This window comes from Streptomyces sp. NPDC039430 (genome assembly GCF_055639435.1).
The window spans coordinates 150,847-166,339 of sequence record NZ_JBVKAK010000012.1 but is presented as its reverse complement, the minus strand read 5'-3'; the positions used below and the strand labels follow the sequence as shown (position 1 = coordinate 166,339).

The following is a 15,493-nucleotide window of genomic DNA, read 5'->3' as shown; positions in this document are numbered from 1 at the left end:
GGTGCGTATCGGATCGCGCTCGGCATGCCGGCTGACGAAGGGGCAACCTCAGATGGATTCCACCCGACCCCAGCCACCCGCCGCCACCGCCGACGACGCGGGCGACCAGGGCGCGGCAGGCGAGGGCGCCGAGCAGCTCTGGGAGCGGCACTACCGCACCCGGCGTGACTGGGACGCACGCGTCAACCCGCTGCTCGCCGAGACCGCCGCCCCGCTGAGCCCCGGCACGGCCCTGGACCTGGGCTGCGGCGCCGGCGGCGACACCATCTGGCTCGCGCAGCAGGGCTGGTACGTCACCGCCGTGGACATCTCCGCCACCGCCCTCGAACGGATACGGGAACGTGCCCACGGTCTCGGCGTCGCGGACCGGGTCGCCACCGAGCGGCACGATCTGGCCGGCAGCTTCCCGGACGACCAGTTCGATCTGGTCTCCGCCCAGTACTTCCACACGCCGTTCCCGCTGCTCCGCGGCCAGGTCCTGCGCAGGGCCGCACGGGCTCTGCACCCCGGCGGTCTCCTGCTGATCGTCGACCACGGCTCCACCGCGCCCTGGTCATGGAACCAGAACCCCGACATCCACTACCCCACCCCCACCGAGATCGCCGCCGAGCTTGATCTCGACCCCGCTCACTGGTCCGTCCTGCGCGCCGACATGCCCCGGCGTCTCGCCACCGGGCCCGCCGACGAGACCGCCACCGTCGTCGACAACGTCCTGCTCGTCCAGCGCACCGCCGGATGACCGGACGACCGGATGACCGCCGTACGGCTTCCCGAACCACACGACGTCACATCGGAAGGGACTGATTCGATGCCAGAAGAACCTGCGCGACGATTTCGGACCCGGTCGCGGGACACCGGCCCGCCGAGGACCGGCGCCGACGAGAAGGCCACCCTGCGGGGCTTCCTCGACTATCTGCGGAACGCGATCGCGGACAAGGTCGAGGGCACGCCGGAACCCCAGGTCCGGACAAGTGGAGTGCCCTCGGGCACCAGCCTTCTCGGGCTGCTCAAGCATCTGGCGTTCGTCGAACGGTTGTACTTCCTCGGCGAGGATGCCGACCACTGGTCCGCGACCATGCGGCCGTCGGCGGAGGACACCGTCGACTGCGTGCTCGCCGACTACCGCGAGACCGTCGAGCGAGCGAACCAGGTCATCGACGCCTGCCCGGATCTGGCCCTTCCCGCCCCGCGCCCGCCGCACAGGGGGTCGGCACCGTCGATGCGATGGGTGCTGGTGCACATGATCGAAGAGACCGGCCGGCACGCCGGCCACGCCGACATCCTCCGCGAGCAGATCGACGGATCCACCGGTCGCTGAGGTCGTCGTCGGACACAGGTCAGGGTGGGCACCTCCCGTGCGTGCCCACCCTGACCTGTGACGGCTACCGCCGTTGTGCCTACTGGAAGTTCGCGGCGGACCGCTTGTCGCCACTCTGGTAGGCGGGGGCTGCCTCGCGGACCGCGGACGAGATCTTCAGAAGGTTGCTGTGGATCTCGGTGGCCCTCCGGTCCCAGTCGGCCTGGGCGACGTTGTACGCCTCACGCGCCTCGCCTTCCCAGAGATCGGACACGGAACGGATCTTCGCCTGGATGGCCTTGAGGCTCTGGTCGAGCTTGTCCGCCTGCTTCTTGATGTCGCCGGCGGCGGCCTCAAGCGAAGCGTAAGTGACGATCATCGTGCCGTCGTCATATGCCATGGTGTCCTCCAACTACTGCCTGGGTGTGGTGCGATGGCCGAGTTCGCGGGACGGCCATCAGGTATCAGAACTTGCTGAGGTTCGACGTCTGAGCCGTCGCGGTGGCGTCGCCGGAGTAGCCGTCGACCACGTCGATGCCCTTCAGGGCCGCCTCGACCTCATCTTCGGTGTTGCCGGAGATCGTACGAGCGGCCTCGATCGCTTCCTGGAACTTGAGCAGCAGCTTGCCGATGCCCACCATGTTGTTGTTGATCTGCGTCTGCTTCGCGTTGAACGCGCCGGCGCCGATACCACGCCAGGCGCCTTCGAGGCTGTCGATCGTCGCCTGCAGCGCGTGCAGCTGCCCCTTGACGTCGTCAAAGCTGTTGGTGAGCTCGCCTTGGAGCGACTTGAGGGCAACGCCATTGACCTTCTGGACTGCCATTGGTCTTCCTTTCTCGAAGATCCCGGTGGGTGTGTGTCTCCCCGGGCCGTGCGTGAGCCTCGACGGCGGGTGGATGCCGGGGCCGGGGCGGTGTGGTGAGGTAGGTGCGGGTCATACGGTCAGGCGGCGCGGCGCTTGCGGAGGATGAAGAAGGCTCCGCCCGCGAGGACCACCACGACCGCGGCCCCACCGAGGATCAGGCCCAACTGGCTGTCGTCCTCTGTGCTCTTGCCGGCGCCCGCGGCGACGGCCTTGTCCCCGTCCCCGTCGCCCGGGGCGCTCGAAGCCCCCGAGGCCGGTGCCGATGCCGACCCGGAAGGCTCGGAGGAGGCGGAGGACTCGGACGAGCCGGGCGCGCCGGGAGAGCCCGGCGTCCGCTCGTTGGTCAGAGGGCTGAGGTTGGGGTCACCGGGCTTGCCCACTCCACGGTTGATGTGGGCGCCGGGGCGCACGACGCCGTGGCCGGCATAGTTGCTGACCGTGCCCGGTTTCCAGTCCTCGCCTCGGCCGGCGGACTCGAACATGACGCGGAGGACCTGGTTCGCTGTCCAGTCAGGATTGGCGGACCAGATCAAGGCGGCGGAGGCGGACGCGATCGCGGTGGCCGCGCTGGTTCCGCCGTCACCGTCACAGTACTTGGTGAAATTCTCGTCGCACCAACGAGGAATGTCACTGCCGGGGGCGGCGATGTCGACGAAGTCCCCATGCTGGGAGTAGTCGGCTACGCGACCCTCGGGTTCTGTGGCGGCGACACCGACAACTTGCGGATAGCTGGCGGGGTACTCTCTTTTGTTGTCTTTCGCGCCGGTGTTTCCAACGGCCGCGAAGAACAGCTTCCCTTTGCTTTCAGCGTACTTCGCCGCCTCCCGTTCCTTCGGAGACGAGAACTCGCTGCCAAACGACATACTGATGATCTGCGCGTCACTGTCGGCCGCTGCTCGGATGGCGTCCTCTGAGTCAAAAGCATTGACCGACTGATTGTTCTGCATCTCAGTGTCCGCGATGCGCATTGGGATGATCTTCGCGCCTGGTGCCAGGCCTCGCAGCCCACCACCGTTTCCTGTACCGGCGATCAGTTCAGCCATGGTTGTTCCATGGCCGCTGTAGTCATCCGTGGCTTCGCCAGGAGTGCCCGTGGCATCGAATCCCTTGAGCACCTGTCCCTTGAGCGACGGGGTGGACGCGTTAACTCCGGAGTCGATGACGGCGATCTTTATGCCCTCCCCGGTGGTGGATTTCCAGATCTCCTCGGTGTTCATCGCGTCCAGGTACCACTGCTTCGACTGCACACCATCCGCGGCAACGGCGGCCGGGGCCACTCCGGTAATGCCCAAGGTGCACGCGCCGGCCACAGCCAGCGCGCGGAGCAGCGTACGCCGCACTTCATGAGGCGCTCCGTGCTTCCGGGCCCGGCTCATTCCTGCCGTCATCCTGACTTCCGCACCTTCCGTGTGCCTATTCGATGACCGGCGGCACGGCACCACGCCGTCGAGCCGCCCACGTCTCTTCGTCTTCCGTCAGATAGTCAGGACGCTCTGACCCCGTGCGCTCCTGCTCTTCATCCCTGGGCCGGTTCCGACCGGAACCACGTACGAGTCCGGAGCCACCCTGGGTGAAACCGCCAGCGCCGGGCCGTGAACCGGAAGCGCTGCCGCGTGGGGTGCCCACCACGCCGTTCGAACTGGCAGTGCCGCGGCCTCCGGGCCGAGGTGCGCCATTCGAGTTCGCGCCGATGACCCCGGGCTGGCCGACTCGCCCGGCAGGAGGGCGCCCCGCCGATGTCCCGCCGCTTCCGATGACGGTTCCGCGCGGAATGCGCGAGCCCGAGGAACCTGAGGTGGGGCGCTGCTGAGGCGTACCGCCCACGATGCCGCTCGTACGGCCCGCAGCAGGCTGACCTGTCGTTCCCGGTCTACCGGCTGTGGGTGTCTGGCCAGGGGCGCCGGCGCGCCCCACCGGGGGACCGCCGCCCGTCACTCCTGGACGCCCGGCCGCCGGAGAGCGGTCTCCTGCAGCGCCTGCCTGTGCCACCCTCCCCAGAGGCGGGCCGCCGGCTCTCGGTGCTCCGGTCGGACCCGACGCTCGCGACGTACCGCTTCGCGTGGGGTTGACCAGTCCGGGCGCCATCGGAGGGACGGGACCACCGCTGGGGGTTGGCGTCCCAGTGGGAGAGGTAACGGGTGTGACGCTGGGGGCCGTGGTGGGAGCCGGAGGTGCCGTGACGCTGTCGATCCGCATCGACGTGTCCGCAACCGGAAGGGGCGCGACGGCACCGATGGCCTCGGCCCGAGGACCGCTGCTTCCGTTCCCGAGATCCGCACGGCTCGACGGCGGCTGTTGCACGGTGGTGCCCTGTGCCCCTGTTTCCGTCCCAGTCCCGCCGGAGTCCGCCCCCACATCACGGTCTCCCTTCGGCCGCGGCACGGCCGCATTCAGCATCCCGGGGAATTTCGGCGGCTCCTGCCCGGCCAAGGACTCCTCGGAGACCGCGTAGAACGAGGCCAGGCGGTTCATCTGGTTGATGGCCTCCTGGCGGTCCTTCTCCACCTTCACGGCCTTGACGTACTCCGGGTTGTCGTCCGTGCGCTCCGGCAGAGGGAAGTCCTCCACCTTCTTCGGGACCGCCCGGCCGTCACGCGGAGGCGCCGAGTTGCGCACCGAGGTCAGGCCCGTGCTCGCGACCTTCATCTGCGTGCCCGCCGCGTTGGCGAACGTGCCCAGGGCCCAGGCGTGCTTCGCGAGTTCTCCCCCGAACCTGCGGAACTCGGTGCCGGACTCGCCCTTCCACTCGACGGACATGACGTAGTCGTTGAGTTCTTCAGCGGCCTTGTTGAGGGCGTCCTTGGCGGCGACAAGCGCCTCGCCCGCATCCTCCAGATCCGACGGGTTCGAAGCCTCGACCAAGTCGAGCATCGCGTTGAGCTGGGCGCCTTCGAAGCTCGTCTTGCCGAAGAACCCACCCGGGCCGCTGCCGCCGAACCCGAAGCCTTCCATCATCGCCGCGACCTGCTCGAAGGCGTCAGCCGCGGTGAACTTGCCCTGAATCAGGGCCGAGTCCTGCTCCTGCTGTTGCTCAGGGGTCAGTTCTGGCTGCTTTTCGCCACTCATCAGCTATTCACCCCATGTCCTTCGTGACGGTCGCGGCCTCGCCACGCGGCTGCCCGGATTCAGCGTTCTTGTCCCCGTGCGTCGTGTCCCGCTTCTCCCGCGCCGCAATCTCGTTGTCAAGCCGAGTCTGGATCGTGTGGAAACGCTGCCGAAGGTCTTCTTCCACGTTGTTGAAGCCGACCTCCGCCGCGTGCACCCCGATGCTCAGCATCTCGATCTGATCGCCGAGAGACTTGGAGAGCTTGACGATCTCCGCATGGACACGGTTGTACTGCGTGAAGAACCCGTCCGCCTCCGCGAACGGCAGGTTCCCACCGCTGAAGGAACTCCTCGAAATCCGGTGGGCGGCCACCTTCTTGTTGCCTGCCGCACCATTCTCAAGCTCCGTCAGCAGCGCGTTCACACGCGTCTGGAAGCGCTTCAGCGCTCCGACGCCCTTCTCCAGGTCGCTCCCGGCGATTGTTCCGCCCCCGCCACCGCTGCCTGCATCATTTGACACGATGCCGTACCTCCCCGTTTGCTCACCCCCCGCACATCGCGATCGCGGTGACGTGAACATCACTGATCACATGAAAGCCACTCTATCGACTGGGTCTGACAGCCCCAAGTGTCTTATCCATGACGTGACTTCCTCCTACGACGATCCTCACAACCCACACGGTTGCGATCCGCGCTGCGGCCCTTTCAGCGATATTTCCTCCGCGTTGACGACCCGCTAGCCGCCCGCCCCGCCCAACCGGCGGGTTCGCCGCCGCGCGTCGCGGAGTGCCACCGCGCCGCCCGCGATCGCGGCGACCAGGACGCCGCCGCCCACGACCACATAGGTCGCGAGACGGGCATTGCGCTCCTCCGCCGTTTCTCCCAGGTGGAGTTGGGCCGGAGTAGGCGCCTCCGCCTTGTCGAGGCCCTCGTGGGCGACCGGCTTCTCGATGGGCTTGTCGTCCTCCGTCAGGGCTCGCACCGGGTCGACGACTCCCCAGCCCACCAGCCTGTCAGGGCCGGCGACCGACCGTTCGGCGGTCTGCTGGATCTGCGCGACGATCTGTTCCCGCGTCCAGTCCTCGTGCTTGCTCTTGACGAGAGCGGCGACGCCCGCGACATACGGGGCGGAGAAGCTGGTGCCGTTGTCGGCGCAGTGGCCGCCGCCCGGGACCGTGGAAACCATGTCGACGCCGGGGGCCGCTATGCCGACGAACTCGCCGGACTGGGAGAAGGCCGCGCGTTCGTTGTTGCGGTCGGAGGCGGCCACGGCCAGAACGCCCTCGTACGACGCCGGGTAGGTCTCTTTGACGTTGCCGCCCAGGCCGTCGTTGCCCGCCGAGGCGACGACCACCACCTCCTTGTCGAGCGCGTTGTTCACCGCCTGCTCCAGCAGGGGTGTGGGCTTCACCGCGTCGGCCGTGTCCTGGGAGATGTTGATGATGTCGGCGTCCGCCTGGTCGACCGCGTAGTCGATGGCCTGGGCGAGGGTCTTGGCGGTGCCGTTGCCCTCGGCGTCGTTCTGCTGGATGGGGATGATCGTCGCCTCGGGCGCGAGCCCGACGAAACCCGTGCCCGCCGCGGGACGGGCCGCGATGATGCCCGCGATCTTGGTGCCGTGTCCCACCGTGTCCGTGGTGCCGTCCTCTTTGCCGCGTTCGAGCTTGTCGCCGTTGTCGTCCTTGAGGCCGGGGTCCATCATGTTCCTGCCGCTCTTGGTGTCCACCGCGTCCTTCAGCTGCGGGTTCTTGACGTCGACACCGGTGTCGATGACCGCGACGCGTACCCCCTTGCCGGTGGACTGCGACCACAGCTCGTCCAGCAGGAGGCGCTGCAGCGACCAGGGGCGACCCGCGTACTTCTTCGAGGGGAAGGTGCACTGAGTGGTCGAGTCCGCGGCGGCGGGCGACACGGGCAGGCCGATCAGCGCGACCGCCGTGGCAGCCGAGATCGCGAAGAGGCGCCGACAGGCCTGCGTGTGCGTGTGTGGCATGGTCACCCTCACGAGCCCTGCGGCTGACGGGCCGCCCCCGTCGACAGACGCGGTCCGGTCGGCAGGAACGCCGACCACGCGGCGGGAATCGGCGCCGGGTCCACGTCCTTGTACCCGAGCCGGTTCTGCGCCTGCTGGGCTTCCTGCTGCGCCGCCTGCTTCTGCTCCGCCGAACCGGACGAGCCGATCCCGGAGTCGTCCGTCGCGCTGTCCCCGTTCGACTGCATCGCATAGCGCAGTCCGGTGTCGGTGACCAGGAAGACGAAGCCCGATTCCGTCGTCGAGCCCTTGAACTGGCGGAAGAGCTGGCCGGATCCGGGGGTGACATAGCCGCTGCTCGACCCGGTCGGCAGCGTCGCGGGGAAGTCGGTGCCCGCCCATGTGCTGAGCGTGGTGGTGCCGTTGTCCTCGTCCACCTCGTGCAGCACGTTGCACACCGTGTTACGGCTGTCGTCACCGCCGCTTGCCGAGTTGATGGACTCCGGAGCGTTCTCGGGCCAGTCCCGGTCCTGTCCGAACGCCTCGCCCGGCTGAATCGCGGCGCGGCTGACCGGCCTTGCCTTTCCCGCCTGGCCGACGTCGATCAAGTCCTTGCTGTTGAGCAGCAGCTTCGCCGTGAAGTCCGAGACGGGGGCGACCCGGCCCTCCAGGACCAGGTAGTGCTGGTTCCTGGTGCCGTCGGTGGCGGTGAGGACCGTGCCCACCTTGTTGGTCTCGGCGTCCAGTTCACCGGGGGCGTCGGCGTCGGACCCAGGAATTCCGTCGACCTCCGGGAAGGTGATCCGGTCCCCCTTGTGCAGGGTGTCCAGCCAGCCGGTGGACACCCGCTGCGGCTTGGTGCCCGTGCCCACCAGTTGGCTCACCAGCAGACTGTCCTTCGCCACCTCGTACGCCTTGCCCTCGGCGTCCACGACATAGCGCGTCCGGTCGGGCCCCTCCACATACAGCAGTTCGCCGCCCCGCAGTCGGCCGGCGCCCTCGGTCTTCTTCTGCTCCCGTTCGGCGAGAACGAAGGACGCCTTCTGGATCGCCCTGCCGCCCTCGCCCGGCCGCTCGCAGACCGCCCAGCGCTTCGTGGCCCCGGCCTCCTTGGCGTCGGGCAGCCGGTCGGGGGCATAGGGGATGCCGAGCGTGGCGCCGTGCGGGATCTTGCCGTTGTCGAGCACCGACTCGTCGACGTTGATGACCTTGCCCTTGTCGGGGGCGAGGAGGAGCTTGGCGGAGGACATGTTGAGGACGGGGTGGAGCTGGGTCCTGTCGCCGGTCCTCAGCACCACGTAGCGAGTGGTGGACTTGCTGGCGATGATGACGTTCTCCTCGGGTTTCGCCCAGTCCTTGGGCGCTACCGGCTTGAACATCCCCCAGGCGCCGAACACCGCGAGAACCACCACACCGACGATCGCGCCGGGCACCACCGCACGAAGCGGTCGCGGCGCGCCCTCCTCCGAGCCGGTCGGGCTGGGCTGTACGAACTGCGCGATCAGCCTTCGCTTCGCGAAGGTGTATGCGTTGAGTTCGTCCCGTCGTGATGCCATCTGTCCGCTGTCCCTCTCCCCCACAGGGCGACCAGGCTCCCACACTCGCCGAGCGGGCCTGCTGTCGTACCAGCCCCCTACTATGCATGCTGGCGCTTCCGTCGCACTGCTCAGGTAGGGTGATCCGCCGGTCAACGCCCGTAGGAAATTTGGTAATTACGGACACGAGGGGGCAACGCGGCGATGGGTACGGCGACGCGCGAGCGCAATGGGCGGACCACCGGACAACCCCCTGACCAGTCGCGGAGCAATTCCCGACGGCAACGCAGCAACGCACGGCCGGTGACGCCTCCGTCGGCCGTCCCCGCGGCCACCACTCCGCGCCCCCTGTCGCGTACCAGCCGGGTCGGTCCCTTCCAGTTGCGTCAACTGGTGCTGGTCGAGGCGGCGGTCGCGCTCGCCCTGATCGGCGGGGCGCTCGGCGGGCTCTGGCTGGTGCCCACGCTCGTCATCGCGGCCGTGCTGGTGCTGGTCGCCGTCATACGCCGCCGCGGTCACGCCGTACAGGACTGGGTGTCCACGGCGCTCGCCCTCCACTCCCGCAGACGGGCCGCGGAGCCCTGTGCCTGGGAAGTCGATCCGTCGCTGGTCCCGGTCGTGGAGAGCGTGCCGGGATTCCGTGCGTTCACCTACGTCGACCGGGACCGCCGTACGGTCGGCATGCTCGGTGACGGCTCGTTCCTGACGGCGGTGGTACGGGTCGAGGCGAGCAGCGACGCGCTGCGCCCGGTGTTCGGCGCGCGGTCGCTCCCGCTCTCCCTCCTGGGCGACGCCCTTGAGGTCGACGACATCGCGCTGGAGTCGGTGCAGTTGGTGCAGCAGGTGCGGGCCGCGCCCGCGCCGCATCTTCCCGAGCAGTCGGTGGCCCGGCTCTCGTACGCCCCGCTCCAGGAGCGGACCGGGGCGCCCGCGCTGCGGCTCACCTGGGTGGCGGTGAAGCTGGACCCGGAGCTGTGCCGGGAGGCCGTCGAGGCGCGTGGCGGCGGCATCGAGGGCGCCCAGCGCTGCCTGGTGCGGACGGCGGACCATCTGGCGAGCCGTATCACCGGCGCGGGGTTCCGGGCCGTGGTGCTGGACCAGGACGAGCTGAACTCCACCATGGCGACGTCGGCGTGTGCGAGTCCGGCGCTGTCGGCGCGCACAGGACGGCCGGAGAGCGCGCCTCGTCGGCGGACGGCCGAGACGCCTCGCGTATGGCGGTGCGACAACCGCTGGCACACCACCTACGCGGTGGCGCGCTGGCCCGAGCTGGGACGGGCCGCGACCCCGCTGCCCAAGCTGGCCGCGCTGCTCACGGCGGCGCCGGCGTACGCGACGACCTTCAGCCTCACCCTGCGGCGCGGCTCGCACCGGGGCTCGATGACCATGTCCGGTCATGTGCGGATCACGGGCGGCACCGACACCGGACTGGTGCGGGTGCGAAGGTCGTTGGAGCAGGCGGCGCGGGCGGCGAAGGTCGGTCTCGTACGGCTCGACCGAGAGCAGCTGCCCGGCGTACTGGCCACGCTGCCCCTGGGAGGAGCGCGATGACCGCCGGAAACGGGACGGCAGGCGGACTGCGGGGGCTGCGCGGCCCGCGCCACGCGGGACACACGCTGGCCATCGAGGATCTGGGCGCGCTGTCGCTGCCGGTCGGGGACGACGGGGTGGTGATCGGTGACGACGCGGAGGGCCGCCCCCAGTTGGTGGGGTTCCACCGTTCGACACCGTACGACGTGCTGCTGATCGGCGGGCTGTGGACGGCTCAGGTGCTGGCGCTGCGCGCGGCGGGCACGGGCGCGCGGGTGGCGGTCGAGACCGGGCGCGCCCAGGCGTGGACCCGGCTGGCGCAGGCCGCGGGCGCCGGGCTGGACTGCATCACGCTCCACGAGGTGGGCCGTGTCCCGCCGATGGGTGCGACGGTGGGCAGCCCGGTCGTGGTGGTCCGGGACTGCGGAATGCGGCCGCCGCGCGGGCGTGTGGTGTCCTCGCCGTGGCAGTCGGTGCTGACCCTCCTGCCGTATGTGAGCCCGGTCGCGCCCCGGTTGATGCGGGCGGCCACGCTGGTGGGTGTCCAGCGGGTGTCACCGCAGGAGGCGGAGCAGATCGGCAGGATCCTGGGGCTGTCCCAGGTCGAGCGCGAGGCCCTGCCCACGCTCGCGGACGGTGTGACGCTCTGGTGCGCCGGGCGTGAGCGCCACTGGGTGATGACGGGCGCCACGGACGCCGAGACCGGACTGCTCGGCGTCGCCCGCCGGATGGACTGATTCCGCGTCCGGATTCGGCACCGGATCTTCACGTCGTGTGCGCACCGCGCGAACAGGCGTCGAACTTATCCGAGCGCCCTGCCGGCTTGAGGGGGCTGTCCTAAGATGTCCGAAGTGACGTCGGCCGTTACCGAAGGGAAGCTTGACTGATGGGGAGCGCACAGGAGAAGGAAGAGCTGTACGCCCTCGACATCTCGGGTGTCGAGTGGATCGGCGCCCCCGGCACGAGCGCGGACGAGGAGCGGGTCGAGATCGCCTATCTGCCCGAAGGGGCCGTCGCGATGCGGTCGTCCATCGACCCGGACACCGTGCTGCGCTACACCGAAGCGGAGTGGCGGGCGTTCGTACTCGGCGCGCGTGACGGCGAGTTCGATCTGCGCTGAGGCGGCTGAGGCCGCTGAGGCCGCGAAGGTCGCGGGAACCACGGAAGCCGCGCGGCCCGGGTACTGAGCGGCCGGGACACGGGACGCCGGGACACGGGACGTACAGGCGGGACGCCTGGACGGACGTACAGGCGGGACGTACAGGCGGGACGTACAAGGCAGGGGCGCGCTTCGGACGGAGCGCGCCCCTTACGCGTGCGTCCGGACGCGCGGCGCGGATTCGCGTTTCACGACGGCTCGGGACTCGACACCGAGACCGGATTGTTGGGCGGCGCACACCGGACGGGCCGGAACCGGGGCGCGGGCAGTCGGTGCACCCGTCCGGTGTGGATTCAGCCAGGATCTCGTACAGGGATGTACGGATTTGACCGCTCGTCCCGTTCACTCTCCGCCCCGCACTGTTCACTTGAGGGCAGGCCGAGGGCGGTACATGTTGTATGGGACGGCCGTTGACGGACCGGGTCCGGCCTGACGTGTCGGCGCCGTTGACGATTAGGGTGGGTGTGGGCGCGGCAGCGTTGAACTTGTGGACAGGCCGACCGCGTCGTAAGGGGAAGAGCCGGGCGGACCGGACGTACAGATTCGGTCGCCCCCACCCACCACGGCACAAGGGTGCTCGACCACATCAGGAGGCAAAGTGAAGGGCGATCGGGACGAGACGCGCGGGGGCTGGAACCGGCCTGCCGCGGACGATCAGTCCGACGTGGAGCCCGAGATGACGGGTGAGTTCACCATCGACTACACCCCGCCGGCCTGGTACACGCAGAACACGCCGGGGGACACGTCCGGTGGTGGCGCGGCGAGCACGCCGCCGCCCGCGTCGTTCACAACCCCTCCCCCGCCGCCGGACGGTGCGCCCGTCGCCGTACCGGGGCTGCCCTCGGGCAGTGGCTTCGAGCCCAACTGGGCACCGGCGCAGCAGCCGGCGCCCCCGGTGCAGGCGCCCGTTCAGCTGCCGCCGCCCGAGCCCGCGCCAGGGCCTGCCCCACCGGCGGCACCCGCACCCGCACCCGCACCCGCACCGGACGCTGCCCCGCTTTCGGCCTCGGCTTCGACGTCGACGTCGGCTCCTTCGGCCTCGGCTTCGTTTTCGGAGCCCGCTGCCGCCGCGCCGGAGCCGTTCGGCGGCGGCGACATCGAGAGCGGGTCGACCATGCGGTTCTCCCCGGCGTCCCTCAAGCGGGAGATCGCCGAGCAGGAAGCGGCGAGGGACAGGGCCGCGGAGAGCCCGGAATCCAGCGCTCCGGAGGGACCGGACAGCGTCGAGGCCGTACGCGCGAGCGAGCCCGAGGCCACGCCGGATTCCGAGTCCGCGCCGGCGTCCACGCCCGTGGCGGTCGCCGACGACACGGAGGAAGCCGGGGCGCCGGACGTACCGGAGCCCGCGGCCGCCCCGGCCCCGGAGGCCGATGCTCCCGCGGTGTCCGAGCCCCTGGGAGAGGCCGAGGGTTCCCGGGAGCGTGAGGACGACGAGCGCGACGGCGGCGAGACCGCCGTCGCCGAGGAACCGGCCGGCCCCGCGCCCGCGGACGCGGTCACCGACACCGTTCCCCCGGCCCCCGCACCCGCCCCCGCGGACGCGGACGAGCCCCAGGACGCTCCCCCGGCTCCCGCGCCGGCCCAGCCCTGGGCCGTTCAGCCGGCCTCGGCGCAAACCCCCGGACTGCCTCCACTGCCGCCCGCGTACCAGCCCGCCGCGCCAACGGCCGCGCCGCAGTGGCCCGTACAGGCCCCGGCCCAGGCCCAGCCGCACGCGCAACCGGGGCCCGAGTCCCAGCCGCAGAACCCCGCGCAGGCTCCGAACGCCTGGCCCGGACAGCCGTCCCAGAGCGGATACGGCTTCCCCCACCAGGCCCAGCCAGGCCACCAGGCCCAGCCAGGCCACCAGGCCCAGCCGGGCCAGCAGGCGCACCCCGGCTGGCAGGATCACCCGGGGCACCCCGGACACGCCGGACACGCCGGACACCCTGGCCAGTCCGGCCAACCCGGCCAGTCCGGGCACCCCGCGCCCGCCGCGTTGCCGCCCGCCGCGCCCGGCCCCGACGCCCCCGTCCCGCCGCCGGGTTACGGATTCCCGCACCAGCAGGGCCAGCCGAGCCCGTACTCGCCCGGCCCGCAGGGCGGTTACGGCTTCCCGCAACAGAACCAGCCTGGCCAGCAGGGAGCGCAGGGCGGCTACGGATTCCCCCAGCAAGGCCAGCCGGGACAGCAGGGCCAGCAGCACGGCCAGCCGGGACACCCAGGCCAGCCGGAACAGCCGGGAATCCCCGGCCGGCAGGCGCACCCCGGTCAGCCGGGGACCGGCGCCTCCGCGCCGCTGCCTCCGCAGGCGTCCCACCTGCCCGTACCCGCCGCCCCGAACCTCCCTGCCCAGCAGGCCCCGCACGCCGCTCAGCCCCCGCAGACCCAGCCACAACCGCACCAGCAGCCCGCGCCCGGGGCACCTCCGGTGGATCCCCGTACCGGCGCCGCCTGGCCCTCCGCCGTCTCGCACGACCACCGCGAGCGGTCCGTGCCCGGCGCTCCGCTCGGCTATACGGCCGCCGTGGAGCTCTCCTCCGACCGGCTGCTGCGGAACACCAAGCCGAAGGCCAAGAGCAGCCGCAATCCGTCCGGCGGTTCGCGCTTCAAGATCGGCGGGAAGGCCGCGGAGGCGGAGCGGCTGCGCAAGCTCGAACTGATCCGTACGCCGGTGCTCTCCTGCTACCGGATCGCGGTCATCAGTCTCAAGGGCGGTGTCGGCAAGACCACGACCACCACGGCGCTCGGCTCCACCCTGGCCACCGAGCGGCAGGACAAGATCCTGGCGATCGACGCCAACCCGGACGCCGGCACGCTCGGCCGCCGCGTACGGCGCGAGACCGGCGCGACCATCCGCGACCTGGTCCAGGCGATCCCGCATCTGCACAGCTATATGGACATCCGCAGGTTCACCTCGCAGGCGTCGTCCGGTCTGGAGATCATCGCCAACGACGTGGACCCGGCCGTCTCGACGGCGTTCAACGACGAGGACTACCGGCGCGCGATCGAGGTCCTGGGCAAGCAGTACCCGATCATCCTCACGGACTCCGGTACCGGTCTGCTCTACAGCGCGATGCGCGGGGTGCTGGACCTCGCCGACCAGCTGATCATCATCTCGACGCCGTCCGTCGACGGCGCGAGCAGCGCGTCGACGACGCTCGACTGGCTGTCCGCGCACGGCTACGCCGACCTGGTGCAGCGCTCCCTCACGGTGATCTCCGGGGTCCGCGAGACCGGCAAGATGATCAAGGTCGATGACATCGTGCAGCACTTCGAGACCCGCTGCCGCGGGGTGATCGTGGTGCCCTTCGACGAACATCTGGCGGCCGGTGCCGAGGTGGATCTCGACATGATGCGGCCCAAGACGCGTGAGGCGTACTTCAATCTCTCGGCGATGGTCGCGGAGGACTTCGTACGGGCCCAGCAGGCGCAGGGGCTGTGGACGGCGGACGGCCAGCCGCCGCCGCACCTCGTCCCGCCGATGCCGGGTCCCGGCCAGCAGCCGATGCCGGGACAGCCGCCGTACGGCCAGCCGGTGCAGGGCCAGCCGTACGCGCCCCAGCAGTATCCCCAGCACTACCCGCCGCAGCAGCCGCACCAGCCGCATCCGTACCAGCAGCAGCCCTATGCCTACCCGCCCCAGCAGCCGGGGGGCCCGCCCGCAGGACCCGGTGTTCAGCAGGGCTGGCAGCAACAGCAGCCCTCGCCCGCCGGCCAGCAGCCCGGTCACCCCCACCAGACCGGTCACCCTCAACAGCCCGGTCACCCCCAACAGCCCGCCCAACCCCATCAGCCCGCCCAACCCCATCAGCCGGGACAGCCGGACCAAGCCGGCCGGGCGGACTTGCAGGGGCCCGTGCCGCCCGGCGGCTGGCCGCAGCAGCAGCCCCCACCAGCACCGCCAGCGCCTCAGCAGTAAGGCATCAGAGGTAGAGACCAATGAGGGGCCGTACCGTCTTCACGGTGCGGCCCCTCGCCGTATTCCCGCAGACCACACGGGGTATGGGCGGCCGTTGACGCAGCCGGACGGGCGCTGATAAACCTTCGCTTCACCAGTTGGCGAATCAGCAGCAACCCGGCTTCTCCGCGCGAGTGATAACACGAGGT

At 70.3% G+C, this 15,493-nt stretch carries 13 protein-coding genes; 6 read left to right on the top strand and 7 right to left on the bottom strand.

The window, feature by feature from the left end; genetic code table 11:
* Nucleotides 1–52 precede the first annotated feature (52 nt).
* The gene (locus ACZ7LS_RS27490) at nucleotides 53–739 is read left to right on the top strand and encodes a class I SAM-dependent methyltransferase (protein WP_385136499.1); all 687 of its coding nucleotides are present in this window, start codon (nucleotides 53–55) and stop codon (nucleotides 737–739) included.
* A 69-nt stretch (nucleotides 740–808) separates the two neighbouring features.
* Complete coding sequence (locus ACZ7LS_RS27485; RefSeq protein WP_385136502.1) at nucleotides 809–1,318, top strand: DinB family protein; 510 nt, start codon at nucleotides 809–811, stop codon at nucleotides 1,316–1,318.
* 79 nt (nucleotides 1,319–1,397) lie between these two features.
* Here ACZ7LS_RS27485 and ACZ7LS_RS27480 read toward each other — a convergent pair whose 3' ends face one another.
* From ACZ7LS_RS27480 to eccB, 7 genes are all read right to left on the bottom strand, one after another.
* On the bottom strand, nucleotides 1,398–1,697 hold the full coding sequence (locus tag ACZ7LS_RS27480) for a WXG100 family type VII secretion target (RefSeq protein ID WP_382516964.1): 300 nt from the start codon (nucleotides 1,695–1,697) through the stop codon (nucleotides 1,398–1,400).
* A 64-nt stretch (nucleotides 1,698–1,761) separates the two neighbouring features.
* On the bottom strand, nucleotides 1,762–2,121 hold the full coding sequence (locus ACZ7LS_RS27475; protein WP_129772127.1) for a WXG100 family type VII secretion target: 360 nt from the start codon (nucleotides 2,119–2,121) through the stop codon (nucleotides 1,762–1,764).
* Between the two features lie 119 nt (nucleotides 2,122–2,240).
* Nucleotides 2,241–3,551, bottom strand: a complete 1,311-nt coding sequence (locus ACZ7LS_RS27470) for a S8 family serine peptidase (RefSeq protein ID WP_382516967.1) — start codon at nucleotides 3,549–3,551, stop codon at nucleotides 2,241–2,243.
* Between the two features lie 25 nt (nucleotides 3,552–3,576).
* Nucleotides 3,577–5,229 carry a hypothetical protein gene (locus ACZ7LS_RS27465; RefSeq protein ID WP_385136506.1) on the bottom strand — a complete coding sequence of 551 codons (1,653 nt, stop codon included), beginning with the start codon at nucleotides 5,227–5,229 and terminating at the stop codon, nucleotides 3,577–3,579.
* 7 nt (nucleotides 5,230–5,236) lie between these two features.
* A complete protein-coding gene (locus tag ACZ7LS_RS27460; RefSeq protein ID WP_382516970.1) occupies nucleotides 5,237–5,632 on the bottom strand; it encodes a hypothetical protein in 396 nt (131 codons plus the stop codon).
* 312 nt (nucleotides 5,633–5,944) lie between these two features.
* Nucleotides 5,945–7,201 (bottom strand): type VII secretion-associated serine protease mycosin, encoded by a 1,257-nt coding sequence (gene mycP, locus ACZ7LS_RS27455; RefSeq protein WP_382968506.1) that lies wholly within the window; start codon nucleotides 7,199–7,201, stop codon nucleotides 5,945–5,947.
* An 8-nt stretch (nucleotides 7,202–7,209) separates the two neighbouring features.
* Nucleotides 7,210–8,736 (bottom strand): type VII secretion protein EccB, encoded by a 1,527-nt coding sequence (eccB, locus tag ACZ7LS_RS27450; RefSeq protein WP_385136510.1) that lies wholly within the window; start codon nucleotides 8,734–8,736, stop codon nucleotides 7,210–7,212.
* 183 nt (nucleotides 8,737–8,919) lie between these two features.
* Between eccB and eccE the strand changes: the two genes are divergently transcribed.
* The 4 genes from eccE (at nucleotide 8,920) to ACZ7LS_RS27430 (ending at nucleotide 15,305) form a co-directional block, all read left to right on the top strand.
* Nucleotides 8,920–10,266 carry a type VII secretion protein EccE gene (gene eccE, locus ACZ7LS_RS27445; RefSeq protein WP_382877035.1) on the top strand — a complete coding sequence of 449 codons (1,347 nt, stop codon included), beginning with the start codon at nucleotides 8,920–8,922 and terminating at the stop codon, nucleotides 10,264–10,266.
* Nucleotides 10,263–10,982 (top strand): hypothetical protein, encoded by a 720-nt coding sequence (locus ACZ7LS_RS27440; RefSeq protein WP_382516981.1) that lies wholly within the window; start codon nucleotides 10,263–10,265, stop codon nucleotides 10,980–10,982. Before eccE ends, ACZ7LS_RS27440 begins: the two co-directional genes overlap by 4 nt.
* A 149-nt stretch (nucleotides 10,983–11,131) precedes the next feature.
* Nucleotides 11,132–11,365, top strand: coding sequence for a DUF397 domain-containing protein (locus ACZ7LS_RS27435; RefSeq protein WP_030351665.1), 234 nt, complete (start codon nucleotides 11,132–11,134; stop codon nucleotides 11,363–11,365).
* Between the two features lie 637 nt (nucleotides 11,366–12,002).
* The gene (locus tag ACZ7LS_RS27430; protein WP_385136515.1) at nucleotides 12,003–15,305 is read left to right on the top strand and encodes an SCO5717 family growth-regulating ATPase; all 3,303 of its coding nucleotides are present in this window, start codon (nucleotides 12,003–12,005) and stop codon (nucleotides 15,303–15,305) included.
* Nucleotides 15,306–15,493 lie beyond the last annotated feature (188 nt).